The sequence below is a fragment of the Pseudoalteromonas umbrosa genome (assembly GCF_030125375.1).
GTDB classification, from domain to species: domain Bacteria; phylum Pseudomonadota; class Gammaproteobacteria; order Enterobacterales; family Alteromonadaceae; genus Pseudoalteromonas; species Pseudoalteromonas umbrosa.
On sequence record NZ_JASJUU010000010.1, the window covers coordinates 65,329 to 79,146 of the forward strand.

11 protein-coding genes are annotated in these 13,818 nt (G+C 43.3%); 8 read left to right on the forward strand and 3 right to left on the reverse strand.

The genetic code is table 11. The features are described from left to right. Positions 1-85 precede the first annotated feature (85 nt). The 7 genes from glmU (at position 86) to thpR (ending at position 10,717) form a co-directional block, all read left to right on the forward strand. Positions 86-1,447 (forward strand): bifunctional UDP-N-acetylglucosamine diphosphorylase/glucosamine-1-phosphate N-acetyltransferase GlmU, encoded by a 1,362-nt coding sequence (gene glmU, locus QNM16_RS24285; protein ID WP_284022809.1) that lies wholly within the window; start codon positions 86-88, stop codon positions 1,445-1,447. Positions 1,448-1,581: 134 nt separating this feature from the next. After that, positions 1,582-2,826 carry an HlyD family secretion protein gene (locus tag QNM16_RS24290; RefSeq protein ID WP_284022810.1) on the forward strand — a complete coding sequence of 415 codons (1,245 nt, stop codon included), beginning with the start codon at positions 1,582-1,584 and terminating at the stop codon, positions 2,824-2,826. A gap of 29 nt (positions 2,827-2,855) precedes the next feature. Then, positions 2,856-4,985, forward strand: coding sequence for a peptidase domain-containing ABC transporter (locus QNM16_RS24295; RefSeq protein WP_284022811.1), 2,130 nt, complete (start codon positions 2,856-2,858; stop codon positions 4,983-4,985). 195 nt (positions 4,986-5,180) lie between these two features. Beyond that, positions 5,181-6,404, forward strand: a complete 1,224-nt coding sequence (locus QNM16_RS24300; RefSeq protein ID WP_284022812.1) for a lanthionine synthetase C family protein — start codon at positions 5,181-5,183, stop codon at positions 6,402-6,404. Between the two features lie 10 nt (positions 6,405-6,414). Further along, positions 6,415-9,561, forward strand: a complete 3,147-nt coding sequence (locus tag QNM16_RS24305) for a lantibiotic dehydratase (protein WP_284022813.1) — start codon at positions 6,415-6,417, stop codon at positions 9,559-9,561. A 113-nt stretch (positions 9,562-9,674) separates the two neighbouring features. Further along, positions 9,675-10,193: a hypothetical protein gene (locus QNM16_RS24310; protein WP_417710647.1), complete on the forward strand. Its 519-nt coding sequence runs from the start codon at positions 9,675-9,677 to the stop codon at positions 10,191-10,193. After that, a complete protein-coding gene (thpR, locus tag QNM16_RS24315; RefSeq protein WP_284022815.1) occupies positions 10,193-10,717 on the forward strand; it encodes an RNA 2',3'-cyclic phosphodiesterase in 525 nt (174 codons plus the stop codon). The genes QNM16_RS24310 and thpR overlap by 1 nt, the downstream gene beginning before the upstream one ends. On the opposite strand, the gene QNM16_RS24320 is transcribed toward thpR, so the two are convergent. The 3 genes from QNM16_RS24320 to QNM16_RS24330 are packed head-to-tail and all read right to left on the reverse strand — an operon-like array spanning position 10,707 to position 13,342. Next, a complete protein-coding gene (locus QNM16_RS24320; protein ID WP_284022816.1) occupies positions 10,707-11,357 on the reverse strand; it encodes a hypothetical protein in 651 nt (216 codons plus the stop codon). The two genes, thpR and QNM16_RS24320, sit on opposite strands and share 11 nt — an antisense overlap. Continuing rightward, a complete protein-coding gene (locus QNM16_RS24325) occupies positions 11,336-12,043 on the reverse strand; it encodes a hypothetical protein (protein ID WP_284022817.1) in 708 nt (235 codons plus the stop codon). The genes QNM16_RS24320 and QNM16_RS24325 overlap by 22 nt, the downstream gene beginning before the upstream one ends. Positions 12,044-12,064: 21 nt before the next feature. After that, entirely contained in the window at positions 12,065-13,342 is a 1,278-nt protein-coding gene (locus QNM16_RS24330; protein ID WP_284022818.1) for a LysM peptidoglycan-binding domain-containing protein, read from the reverse strand. A 176-nt stretch (positions 13,343-13,518) separates the two neighbouring features. On the opposite strand from QNM16_RS24330, the gene QNM16_RS24335 reads away from it, so the two are divergent. Next, positions 13,519-13,815: a DUF6482 family protein gene (locus QNM16_RS24335; protein WP_063363308.1), complete on the forward strand. Its 297-nt coding sequence runs from the start codon at positions 13,519-13,521 to the stop codon at positions 13,813-13,815. Positions 13,816-13,818: the final 3 nt, after the last annotated feature.

Sequence of the window (13,818 nt, forward strand, 5' to 3'; positions counted from 1 at the left end):
TTGTTTGATTGGGCACACGGAGTGACAATCTTAAAGCGACTAATAGAGCTAAGAAATCGAAAGTTAAAAAAAGGATCCCTCACTGATGGCATTAAATACAGTTATTCTTGCGGCGGGTAAAGGTACCCGTATGCGTTCTAATCTACCCAAAGTTCTACATCCGGTTGCAGGCAAACCAATGGTTCAGCATGTAATAGATAATTCAAACGCGCTGGGCGCTAGAGCGACAAACCTTGTGTATGGTCATGGTGCCGAACAGTTAAAAGCTCATTTGTCACACAATGATGTGAACTGGGTTTTACAAGAAGAGCAGCTTGGTACTGGCCATGCGGTAGCTGTTGCGAAAGAATATATTAGCGATGAAGATACGGTGCTTGTCTTATATGGAGATGTGCCATTAACCAAGCAGTCCACGCTGGAAAAACTGTTGGCAGTGACACCTGAAAAAGGCTTGTCTGTATTGACAGTGACACTTGATAATCCAATGGGTTATGGTCGCATGGTCCGTGAAAATGGCAAATTAGTGGGTATTGTAGAGCAAAAAGATGCGTCACAAGAGCAACTGAAAATCCAAGAGATCAATACCGGGATCATGGCGGCCAATGGTGAGTTGCTAAAAAAATGGTTGGGTCAGCTTTCCAATAATAATGCTCAGGGTGAATACTACCTAACTGATATTGTGGCGATGGCGCATGCAGAAGGGGTTGAAATCACCTCTGCGCAACCTGATGACGAGATGGAAGTTGAAGGCGCAAATAACCGTGTTCAATTGGCTGCATTAGAACGTGCATATCAAGCTCGCCAAGCGACAGAGCTTATGATTAATGGTGCGAGCTTAGCAGATCCAGCTCGCATTGATGTGCGTGGTGAAGTGACAACAGGTCAAGATGTTGAAATTGACATCAATGTTATTTTTGAAGGTAAAGTTACTATTGGTCACAATGTGCGTATCGGCCCTAACTGTGTATTGAAAGACTGTACCATAGGGGACGGTGTTGAGATCAAAGCCAACTCGGTTGTTGAAGAAGCCGAAGTTAAAGCGAATTGCACACTCGGTCCATTCGCGCGACTGCGCCCTGGTGCGGTGATGGAAGAAAATGCCCATGTTGGTAATTTTGTTGAGATGAAAAAATCTCGACTGGGCTCTGGCTCAAAAGCTAACCACTTTACGTATTTGGGTGATACGCAAGTAGGTGAGAAAGTGAATATAGGAGCTGGCACCATTACTTGTAATTATGATGGCGTGAATAAGTCGCAAACAGTCATTGGTGACGGCGCTTTTATAGGCTCAAATTCTTCGTTGGTTGCACCTGTAAAAATAGGTGAAAAAGCAACGATTGCTGCAGGTTCTGTGATTACTAGTACAGTCCAAGATGAGCAGTTAGCAGTGGCAAGAGGCAAGCAACGTAATATTGCAGGGTGGCAAAGACCTGTGAAAAAGTCTTAATTAGAAAATAAAAAGGGAAATACGTTTCCCTTTTTTTGTACCCGATTCCTTTCTGGATTTTAAAGTGATACATTAACTTTGAGGTTAATTAAAATTTAACAATAAAAACAATTCATTCGGGTGTACAAGTTATTATGGAAAATCTCTTTCGCAAAGAAGTACTTGAGAATAAGCGACACCGATTAGAAGGAGCTGTGAGTTTAGTTCAGCCACCTGTGTTTAAAACACTCACCTTTCTGATCTTATTTGTGGTGGTTATCAGTATTATTTACTTAACCTTGGGGAGTTATGCACGTAAAGAGCGTGTGACGGGGGTACTTGAGCCGAATACTGGTGTACTAAGTATGGTTGCTTCACAGGAAGGAGTCATTTCACAAGTACTCGTCGAAGAAGGTCAACTAGTTGCTGCAAACCAACCTATTTTGCGCATTGCGTCTGCTAAGCATAGTACTCAAGCTCTTGAGCTTAACCAAGCGTTACTCAATCAATACTCTTTCCAATTACAAAACCTTAAACGATTAATTACACAGCAAGAGAAGCAATATCGACTTGACTTGGCGGAGTTAGAGCAACAAAAAGAAACGGCTCAAAAGCGCCTGCTAGAGTTAGACAATCAATCGCAAACATTTGCTAAGCGATTGGAGCTAAATGAGCAAATGGTTGGTCAAATAAGTACGTTGAAAGGGACCGGTTACATTTCTGAATTAGAGTTACAAAGGCAAAAAGACACACTTTTGTCGTTGCAGCAGCAATCTTCAAGTATCCGCTCGGAGAAACTTGGGCTAGAAGCGCAAATTGAACAATATGATATGCAATTGGAAAAGCTGCCTTTACAACATGCTGAACGTTTAAACCAATTAAACTCTCAACGTGCTGATATGGAAATTCAGTTATCTTCCGTTGAGCAGCAACGTTTGGGTGAACTAAGGGCTCCTAAAGCCGGCGTGGTAACAGGACTACTGGCTAAGGTCGGTAAAAATGTGGTTACTGGTGAGCGGTTACTCAGTGTGATCCCTGAAAATAGTCAAATGCAGGCTGTGATTTATGTGCCTACGTCAGCGTTTGGTTTTATCGAGTCTGGACAAGAGGCAAAGTTGCGCTATCACGCTTTTCCATATGAAAAGTTTGGTATTTATAGTGGCGAAATCAAGCAGATAAGCAGCTCTTTAATATTGCCTGATGAGGCTATTATCCCAGGGATGATCAATGAGCCAGCTTACCGTGTCATTGTTTCTTTGTCTGAGCAGCATATTCAGGCTTATGGTAAATCGACACCACTGCGTGCTGGTATGATGTTAGACGCAGATATCATTATCGAGGAGCGATCACTACTTCGTTGGTTGTTTGATCCGGTATTTAGTATTAAGGGACAGCTGTAGCTGCAATAACGATAATAAAAAGGCTTTATATGCACCAGGAAGATAACTCACCGGTACAAAAATTACAGTTTTGGTCAAGGAATTCGCTGCCTATTATTTTACAGTCGGAAGCGGCAGAATGTGGTTTGGCAAGCCTCGCGATGGTGGCGGCTTATCACGGCTATCATAGTGATCTTACGACACTGCGACAAAAGTTTAGCATTTCAATTGAAGGTGCAACCCTACTAGATATTATGCATTTTGCTGAACAGTTAGAGTTGAGTTCCAGACCGCTTCGAATAGAATTAGAAGATCTCGATGCACTGCAAACACCCTGTATTCTGCATTGGGATATGAACCACTTTGTGGTACTTAAAAAAGCCAATGAAAAGCGCATAGTGATCCATGACCCCGCTTATGGGGAAAAAACCTTTACGATTGAAGAAGCATCTAAACACTTTACCGGTGTAGCGCTAGAATTAACACCGACAAAAAGTTTTGAAAAGAAAGAGAAAAAGGCAACTTTACGATTTGCGGACTTTTGGAGTCGAATCACAGGGCTGAAACGCTCATTACTTTTGATATTTCTGTTATCGATACTTCTTCAGGTTTTTACACTCGCGGCACCTTATTATATTCAGTTGGTGATAGATGATGTTGTCTTAACTGGAGACACCAATCTTTTGACCGTATTGGCTACGGGCTTTTTCCTCGTACTCGTGTTTGAAATTGCCACTAATGCATTACGAGGGTTTACGCTTTTGCATTTTGGTAACCAAATGAATATTCAGTTGGGGGCTAACTTATTTCATCATTTAGTGCGCCTGCCAATCTCCTATTTTGAAAAACGTCATATGGGGGATGTGGTATCACGGTTTGGCTCGTTGCAACAGGTGAAACAGATCTTAACGACGGGTGTGATAGAAGCAATCATTGATGGCTTAATGGCGATTATTACCCTTGCGATGATTTTCTTTTACAGTCCTACCTTGTCAGTCGTTGTACTCACTGCCGTAATAGCTTATGCATTGGTTCGTATCGCTATGTACAAGCCGTTTAGAAATATCAGTGAGCAAGAGATTATGGCGCGTGCAGAAGAAAACTCAAACTTTATGGAGACCGTACGGGGCATTCAAACGATTAAGTTATTTGGCTCTGAGGTTAAACGTGAGGGGCAATGGCAGAATCGCTATGCAAATGCGATTAACCAGAGTATTCGTTTAGGTAATTTTCAAATTGGTTATGATGCAATTAACCGCGCTTTGTTTGGTATTGAGAACATCTTAGTCGTCTATCTTGCTGCGCATTTAGTGCTTGAAGGGGGATTTAGTACGGGGATGCTATTTGCTTTTATGTCATACAAGCGTCAATTTATGGACAAGACAGCGAACCTGATAGAAAAGCTAATAGAATTTAAAATGGTTGGGCTGCATTTCGATCGTATTGCTGATATCGCTTTAACGGATAAAGAAATGCTGCAGCCAGATCAACTTAAGAAGCATGCTGTTGAAGGTAAAATTGAGCTGAAGAATATTTGTTTCTCATACTCAGATGCGACGCCTAATGTATTACATAATTTGAATCTAGAGATTGCACCTGGTGAGTCTGTCGCAATCACAGGGCCATCGGGGTGTGGTAAATCAACCTTACTTAAAATTATGCTTGGGTTAAATCAAGCAAAAAGTGGTGATGTGCTCATTGATGATGTGCCAATCGACCAAATTGGCGCGCGTCAGTATCGTCAGCAAATTGCTGCGGTGATGCAGGATGATGAGCTATTGTCGGGTTCAGTTGCGGATAATATCGCGTTTTTTGACACCCCAATAGATATGGAACGTGTCGTTTACTGCGCGCAACTTGCGGCTATTCATGACGATATTAGTCAAATGCCAATGGGGTATGACAGTCTGATTGGAGACATGGGCTCCTCACTTTCTGGTGGCCAAAAACAGCGTATTATTTTAGCGCGTGCACTTTATAAGCAGCCTAAGATTTTATTTATGGATGAGGCGACAAGCCATCTAGATACTACGCTGGAGTCAGATATCAATGAAGCGGTGAGTCGATTGGATATGACCCGAGTTATCATTGCTCACAGAAAGGAAACTATCGCTTCGGCAGACAGAGAGATAAGGTTGCAAAAGGTTCTTGCTGAGGAGTTAGAACCTCAAAACGATTAATGATGAAAAGATAAATCATCTGCACATAACGTACTTAAGTGTGGATGATTTATGCTTGTTGAAAAGATGTAGTTACAAGCAATAAGGGCTATGGATTGAAGGTAGCAGGGGCAACCCTCTTGAGCTACAACATGAATTACGTTAGCTTTTATTGATAAAAGAAAAAAAATAAAGCTTTATTTATTAAGGAAGACAATGTCAGAGCAACTATTAATCACAGACAATCAACGTCAGGAAATTGGTGAGCTTATCACCGTTCTTACTCAAGAAGTCAGTCGAAATATTCAAACTAATACAGAGTTAAAAAACGGTCTACTTAGCGGGCTTGCTGGACAACTTTTGTTTTTATTTAAAGCACATCAAATAGATCCAAACTTAGTTGATGAAACGCTTTTTTCAGAAAAGCTGGAGTTATTACAAGAACAATTGGCAGATCAGAGTTTTGAGCTTAGCAATGGTCTAGCCGGTCAGGCTTGGGTATTAGAGTACCTCAATCAGGCTGACCAAGAGGATTATGATCCAGAACTACTTGAAGATGTTGATGACCTCTTCATACAGGCACTTGATTACAACCCTTGGCCTGGCGAAATTGAAATGGTATTGGGTTTATCAGGCTATGCGCCTTATGCGTCAAGGCGCAATAAGTTCTCAGATCAAACTAAACTGTTCGACATCATAGTCAGAGGGTTAGAAAGCACCGCAACTTATTTTGATAATGGCCAAGTAGCTTGGTCTCAGCCTAGCGATTCAGTGTATCGTTTTGATACTGAAGACAGAGCAAAACCAGAGTTTAACCTTGGACTTGCGCATGGCGTGCCGGGCATGATAGCTGCGTTAATACCAGCGATGGAAGTACCAGCGCTAAGAGAGCGTGCTGCAAAGTTAGTTTCAGGAGCGTGTGATTGGTTGTTAGAAAATCAAACCGGCCATGAGCATACGCATCACTCTTGTTATGGGTCATGTGCAGGTGAAAATGACCCAAGCTCTCGTTTGGGGTGGTGTTATGGGGATATCACCATCGCGTTAATTTTGGCTCGGGCAGGTCAAGCATTAGATCGTCCAAGTTACGTTGATAAAGCACGTGACATTGCACTGCATGCAGCGCAGCGAGATGAGGAGAGTGGTTATATTAATGATGCAGGGTTGTGTCATGGCTTTGTTGGCTTGGCAGTGATTTTCCAAATCGTACATAAATTTATGCCGGAACCAAAACTCGCTGAGGCGGCGCAATATTGGATTGATTATAGTCTGAAGGCATTTAAAGAACGCGGAATAGAAGCCATGTACTCATATAATGGCCTGACGAAAGGTCATGAAGCTGATTTTGGCTTTTTAATGGGATATGCAGGTATCGGCTGTGGTTTGATCGGTTTATTAGATGATGATGTGAGCTGGACTGACTGTTTGTTGATGGTATAGGAGTACAAAAATGTCTAGCAAACAATTAAAAAATGATAAGTTTTTTGTTATTAGAACACCTCGCCTAGCACTTGAACAGCTGGTGGCATTTGGTGATGACAATCAAGATACCAACACTTTATTGAGCGCTTGGTTAGCCACACCAGGTGTTGAAGAAGCGATTTATTTAGCGAGTCCGTCATTGCTAGAGCGTATCGAACAGTGGCGCACTAAACCAGACTCAAAACAAGGTAAAAAGGTCGCACATGCACTCATTAAATATATGGTACGTATGTGTTCTCGGCCAACGCCGTTTGGTTTATTTTCGGGCATTCATCAAGGTCAAATCGATAGTCAAACGACCCTGACGCCTGCGCAGCATGTGAAAGATACCCGTAAGACGCGTCTTGACATGTTTTATTTGTCGGCACTAAAAGAGCACTTTATCAAACATGCTTCACGATCAGAGCACCTTACTTATAAGCCAAACTCATCGCACTACTTTATTGCTGAGCAATGTCGTTACATTGAGACCTATTTGTCTGATGATACCATGCAATATCGCTTAAGTGCGGTTGAGAGTGATGAGTACTTCAAGTTCGCGTTAGAACTCGCAAAGCCTGGGTTGAGCTTTCATGAATTAGTGGCACGCTTTTTAGCGCATTACGAAGATGCTGAGCAAGAAGAAGTTGAAAACTATATTCAAGACTTGATTGATGAGGGAGTTCTGTTGGCAGATATCCCACTGCCCTTGACGGGTGAGTCCCCTGATCAGGCCTTGCTTAAATCTATAGAGGGCATTAAAGAACTTGATGCTGCAGACAAGTTGGCAACTGCATTGAGCCAAATTGAACAGCTAGATAATAACCGCAGTGGTGAGATCACACCCTATAAACAGCTATTGTCTCACTTAGAAAGCTTGCCGGTTAAGGCCCAAGAAAACAAATTGTTCCAAAGCGATATATACCGTGCATTTGAGCAGTGCCAAATTTCCGAAATGGAAATCAAGCGTGTGCAAAAGCAGCTTGAAGTGATTTCAGGGCTCACCATTACGAGTTCGAAATCTGCCTTGAGCCAGTTTATGACACAGTTTAATAGCCGTTTTGAAGGTCAGTTTGTGCCCTTGGATGTCATCTTGGATGATGAGTCTGGTATAGGTATTTCGACAGAGACTGGTTATGAGGCACCTTTGGTAGCGGGACTTAATCTTGCGCGTAGTGGGTCAAATCAAAATACTGCGCCTGAGATAAGCATGATTGATAGTATTGTTGAGCGTGCTTTAAGCTTGCCAGAAAATCGTGGTAAAGATTGTATTGTCTTAAAGAGCAAAGAGCTTAAAAGCAAAATTAATAATAAAGATGCGGTGAAGAGTTTCCCGTATTCATTTGCGACCATGTTGAGCTTATATCAGGATGATAGAGGCAATCCAATATACAAATTCAATGGGTGTTACGGTCCTTCTGCAGCCAATTTACTTGGCCGCTTCTGTCACCTTGACTCGCAGTTAAAAGCATCGGTGACTGAGCACTTAGCGCAAGAACAAGCACACAACGAAGATGTCATTTTTGCTGAAGTAGTGCATATGCCAGAAGGTCGGCCAGGTAACGTGATTGCGCGTCCACATTTACGTCAGTATGAGATAGTGTTTATGGCTGACAGTGCATTGAGTGATGAATATCAGATCCCACTCAGTGATTTACATGTTTGGGTTGAAGGCCAAAAGGTGAAGCTGTGGAGTAAGCGTTTAAACAAACAAGTCGTACCTCGCCTATCCAGTGCGCACAATTATTCAGCACGCAGTTTAAGTGCGTATAAATTCCTGTGTATGCTGCAACATCAAGAAGGACGAGCTCCTCACTTCAGTATGCCATCGAGCACGGAGCGTGCCGCATTTGTACCACGTGTGATGCTGGATAATTTGATTTTGAGCGAAAAGGTCTGGCGTATAGAGCGCAGTGAGCTAGAGGCGATCAGTAAAAAAGGTCAATTTAACCGCGAGCAGCTAGATAGCTTGATGCAAAAATATCAGCTCGATGCGCAGGTGAGTTTTGCTATGGCAGACAATGTATTGCAGCTTGATATACGCAACCCCGATATGTTCGCGATTTTATTAGGTGAGACTAAGGGTCAAACAACGGTTGAACTTAAAGAAGTGTTGACGAGCAATTATCGCTCGCGTGTAGTCGACAGTGAAGGTCGCCATTATAACAATGAAGTGATCGTGCCATTTTTCAATGAGCATGCAGCGGTACATTCTCATTACTCAGACGATCCATATGCCAATATCACCGCCACGCCGATTAAGCGCCGCTTTAGCGCGGGCTCTGAGTGGTTAAGTTTGAAAATATACTCAGGCAACTCATTGGTTGAGCAGTTACTGACAGATGAGCTTTTACCTCTAATAGAACAAAATAGTGAATTGTACGACAAGTGGTTTTTTATCCGCTATGGCGATCCTGACTGGCATATTCGCTTACGTTTTCATGGCGAACCGAGTCTATTATGCGGTCAGTTACTACCGCGTTTAAATGCGCTATTGGACCCTAAAATTGAATCAGGAGAGCTGCACAAGGTTGAGTTAATGACCTACGAGCGCGAAGTTGAGCGCTATGGTGGGCCAGAGTCAATGAGCTTGGTGGAATCCTTATTTATGCTCGATAGCCGTTTAATTGCACAAACTTGTGGTTTAATTGATGAGTATGGAGAAGATGTGCGCTGGCGTGTCGCTTTGGCGTGTACGCACAGACTGTTTAATCTGTTTGAATACTCTGATGAATCGCGTTTTGCATTGGTTAGTCAACTGCGAGAAGGGTTTGGTCGGGAGTTCAATGAGAGCAGTACTTTGCGTAAACAACTGGGCAACCGTTATCGTGATTATCAGCAACAGCTCGATGATGATTTTGATAAGTTGGTACCGGAAAATGCGGCCGATTGCGATGAAGTTCAGTCTGCAATATTGGCGATTTTAGAGCAGTGGCAAGGCAGTGCTGCGCCTGTGATAGAAGTGCTAAATCGCTTGATTGCTGAAGATCAATTAAACTGTACAAAAGACTCGTTGCTGAACTCTATTTTGCATATGCATAACAACCGTATGTTTAAAGCTTATGGTCGTGAGCAAGAGTTAGTAATACACGATTTAATGCGTCGTAAATACTTCTCAGCAGATAAAAAATCGTAAAATCATTTATGATTAAAAAAGCGCTCAACTGAGCGCTTTTTTTGTGCTTTGTCGCAGGGCGCACTAGAGTTGAATGCAAGCAAACTAATTTCAGTTAAGAAAGGAGTGAAATGATGCGGACGCTAAAATGGCTTGTGTGTGCAATCTGTTTCTACAATCCGCTTGCTTGGGCGGCTGAACTAGCTAAAGAGTTGAGTGTGTTTTCACCCTATTTAGGGACTTGGCAAGCCCGTTTTAGCATGGCGGCAGATGCGCCTGCAGTGGAGGATGTCAGCCGCTGGGAGCGGGCGCTTAATGGCACGGCTATTCGGACTTTACACTCAATCAATCAGGGTGAATATGGAGGCGAGTCGCTGATCTTTTGGGATAAGCAAAAGCAGTCCTTGGTATTTTATTATTTTACGACAGCAGGCTTTTATACCTCTGGGCGAATTGAGGTGATCAGTGAATATGAATTTGCCGCTTATGAGCAAGTTGTGGGCGACCAAAACGGCATTACCCAAGTGAAGTCTACAAGCCGCTTTAAAGAGGGTCAGTTCAGTGTCGCAACTCAATACTTTAAGCAAGGTAAGTGGACAGCGCCGCAAACACGTATTTATACGCCGAGCAAAAAGGCTGTGGTCTTTAAATAATGGTAGGAAAACGGCTGTTTTTTGGTATTGGCTTAGCACCTGAGCAAACGGCGCATATTCAACACTGGTTAGATACCTCTGTCATCGCCACTAAAGCGTCGACACTGCCGCGTAATTGGCATCTGACATTGGCATTTTTAGCGCAGACAGACGCTAGCGCTGAAGAAAAAGTGATCGAATTTGCCCACAGTTTGGTGCAGCCACCTTTTCAATTGCGTTTTGATAGCACGGGATATTGGTCGCACAACGGACTATTTTATTTGCGGCCCGATCACATTAATGAGGCGTTGTGCGGTATTGCAGAGCCTTTGCGCAACTGTGGGGAAGCGCTGGGCTTGTATCGTAACCCCTATCCATTTGCTCCTCATATCACCTTGTTTCGCGGGCTTAAAGCTGAGCCGTCAGTACGGACACCCATAGAGCCTTTTACCTTAGACGTCACTGAGTTTCATCTTTATCACTCACACACGCTTGAGGATGGTTTGCACTATACGCCAATTCACTCTTTTGCGCTTAGTCCTTAAAACGCGCAAGTGCTTTGGTTAAAAGGAAATGGCCAAGTCGCTTTAGCAAACCTACAGAGTCGCTTTGTGCGAATAAACGTGCTGTTGCTTGATTGCGTGCGGCGCTGACATGCTTGCGTCGGCACTCTGTGGCGGCAAGCTGCCAGTTTTCATGGCGAATGGCTTGTAGTAGGTTTGGCCAAGCTCGGCTTAAGTTGGGCGTGCCTAAATTATAGGCCATATCGAGTAATGCTAATTGCACATTTGATGGCATGCGGCGAAATGGCACATAGCCGTTCTTTGCGCTAAAGAGGGTGCCCAGTTCAGTTTCGAATTCTGCAATCTTGCTTTCCAGTAACTTTACGCATGCTTGCTGTGGTAAATACAGTTTGCATTGGGATTCATACCAGCTTGCTAAGCGCCCCGATGGCAATTTGGCAATGCGTTCAAACTCTTGAATTTTTGCTGCGCGACTTGCGGCTTTTTGTGTCGATTTTTCACGCAGAGGGAGCTTGCTGAGCGCTTTAGCACTGGTAATATGAAAGCCAGCTCCCAAGGTAACATTACCGCGGGTATCGACGTATAAATGGGCAATGACCCCTTCATATAAACAAATGTGTTTAGCCGCTTTTCGGCGGTTTACTGAGTTAAGTTGGAACAATTCGCAACCTTTTTGACTTCCGACGCTTTATTAACTGTGTAGCATTGCTTGAGCAAAGAGCAATAGCAAGTGTTTACTTCAATATCATGGGCTATCTCACCAATTTTTTCCCACAAATTATTATTAAATTTGCTGCGTACCATAGAAAATAAGACTAAATCATTGCCATCAGCCAATAGAGAGTTGTTTGGGTTGCTTGTGACATACCAGCCAAATTGCTTGAGATAGTTAATATCCCCATTATCGGATTGAATTTCTTTTAGTGCATCTCGATAAGCATTGAGGCTGCAGCAATCGTTTAAGAGCTCAACGAGGGTATCGTATTGCTCACCCTGATATGCAAAGTGCATGGATTTTATAAGTGCAGGGCCTGTGCCTGAGTTTTTGACTTTGACAGTCATATGGGCGCGCTCAGCTTCGATATCATAGTCGCTATAACTGACTTGTAACCAAGGCCAAGTTTCTGCGTAAAGTTGTCGCTCAGCTGCGGTCACTTGCTCTTGAGCTGCTTTGGCTTGCATGTAAGTGGCATAAAAGGAGGCGGCGGAAATTAAAATCGCACACAGGGCTAAAATGCTGTTCATTTTTGAACGCGATAATTTTAGCTTGAATCGGGGTGGCTTAAGCCGCGGGGCTTCTTTTTGTTGATGTTGTTCTTCTATTTTCTGGTCGTGTTCAGATGACATGGTAAATTCCTTTTTATGCACTTATGGGGCGGTTAAAAATAAAGTGAGCTCTTTACCAATTTGCAGTGTTGAGCTTGATAGCGCATTCCATTGTTTTAGCTTATTTACTGACACATTAAATTGCTTGGCAATGCGCCATAAGCTATCACCAGACTTAACAGTATAAGTGTAATGTTGATCGGCCAGTACGGGCAATACCAGTTGCTGGCCGATGCGTATAGTATCGGATCGCAATTGATTAAATGATTTAAGCTGCCTCACACTGAGCTCGTAATTAGCGGCAATCACACTCAGGCTGTCGCCACGACGCACTGTGTAGGTTTGCCATTGATTACTTGGCATAGTCGGGAGGTTTTTGGCATAAGCTTGAAACTGTTGGGCTTTATCGACAGGTATAATGAGTCGATTGGGGCCACCGAGCAAAGCGGGAAATCGCGCATATCCGGTATTAAGTTCAGCCAGCATAGACCACTGTGGATCTCTGTCTAAAATGGTGGCGGCCGGTAAAGAAACTGTGGTGATGGCTGGGGTGTTAGCAATGGCGGGAAAGGGCATTAACTTCTGTTTGAGTAATTGCGTGGCAGCGATAAGTTTCGGAACATAGTGACGTGTTTGGCGCGGTAGCTGTAACGCAAAAAAATCTGTTGATTTTCCTGCTTTACGGTTATTTTCTATGGCCCTTAATACTCTCCCTTCCCCTGTATTATAAGCCGCAACAGCGTGATACCAGTTGCCGTCAAAGCGCTTGTGTAAGTAGGTTAAAAAATCAAGCGCGACACGGGTAGAGTCAATGAGATCTTGGCGTCCATCGTACCAAGGATTGATCTCAATACCATAGTGTTTAGCGATTAAAGGCGTCAGTTGCCACAATCCTGAGGCGTGCTTATGTGAATAGGCTTGCATATCAAAGTCAGTTTCAATCAATGGCATTAATGCAAGTTCAATTGGTAAACCGCGCTTTTCTATTTCAGTCACAATGTAATACAGCAGGGGGCCTGCTCGTTGACTGATGGTATCCATGTAATTTGGGTGCTGAAGATACCAATTAACGCGTCGTATTACCCGAGGGTGACTTGAGGGGGCAAAGCTAATTTGCTGGCGGATCCGCTGCCAGATATCTTCTTCATGGATTGGCGCTGTTGGAAAAGGCTGCGCCTTGATCACGTCTGTCTGAGTTTGAATTTGGGTTGGTTTAATATGTGTTTGTTGGTCAGAAGCATCAGCTTGTACAGCATCTTGCGTCGTCTGGCAGGCCGTAAGAGATAAAAAGCAGGCAATGAGAAACGGTCGTTTTAGCATAGCGGCACCGAGTTGTTATTATTCTTATCACGCTATTTTATAAGTTAGTGAAATAAATACACAAGTTAAAATAATTGGGACATAGGGAGCCAATGAGATAGTTTCTGTTTATTTTTTGAACTAAACTGGGTTTGAGTGCGTTTAAGTAAGTAGTTCCATTGTTGAGAGGTGTTTTTATGGATCGCACAGAATTGAAAGAGCAATTTGAACATAGCTATATGGATCCGGTCATACTCAGTTATGCAGACTCAAACCATTATCTTGCTGGTGGTTTAGATGTGTTGGGTAACTATCATTTGATAACCGATAAGAAAGGTAAAATCGTTACTTATAACTCGTTGCGAGAGGCTGAAGTTGAGCTGGCAGACCTGGGCGCGACGGAAGCCACGCTTGATATGGAAACTGCCTATGACGAGATGGTGGGCAGCGTCAGTGACGGACATTGTCGATTTAAACTACCACTCGTTCACTAAGAA

Bases quoted from the DNA above. Each gene is read 5' to 3' on its own strand.
- glmU (WP_284022809.1), top strand. From the start codon at position 86: ATGGCATTAAATACAGTTATTCTTGCGGCGGGTAAAGGTACCCGTATG.
- QNM16_RS24290 (WP_284022810.1), top strand. From the start codon at position 1,582: ATGGAAAATCTCTTTCGCAAAGAAGTACTTGAGAATAAGCGACACCGA.
- QNM16_RS24295 (WP_284022811.1), top strand. From the start codon at position 2,856: ATGCACCAGGAAGATAACTCACCGGTACAAAAATTACAGTTTTGGTCA.
- QNM16_RS24300 (WP_284022812.1), top strand. From the start codon at position 5,181: ATGTCAGAGCAACTATTAATCACAGACAATCAACGTCAGGAAATTGGT.
- QNM16_RS24305 (WP_284022813.1), top strand. From the start codon at position 6,415: ATGTCTAGCAAACAATTAAAAAATGATAAGTTTTTTGTTATTAGAACA.
- QNM16_RS24310 (WP_417710647.1), top strand. From the start codon at position 9,675: ATGCGGACGCTAAAATGGCTTGTGTGTGCAATCTGTTTCTACAATCCG.
- thpR (WP_284022815.1), top strand. From the start codon at position 10,193: ATGGTAGGAAAACGGCTGTTTTTTGGTATTGGCTTAGCACCTGAGCAA.
- QNM16_RS24325 (WP_284022817.1), bottom strand. From the start codon at position 12,043: ATGTCATCTGAACACGACCAGAAAATAGAAGAACAACATCAACAAAAA.
- QNM16_RS24330 (WP_284022818.1), bottom strand. From the start codon at position 13,342: ATGCTAAAACGACCGTTTCTCATTGCCTGCTTTTTATCTCTTACGGCC.
- QNM16_RS24335 (WP_063363308.1), top strand. From the start codon at position 13,519: ATGGATCGCACAGAATTGAAAGAGCAATTTGAACATAGCTATATGGAT.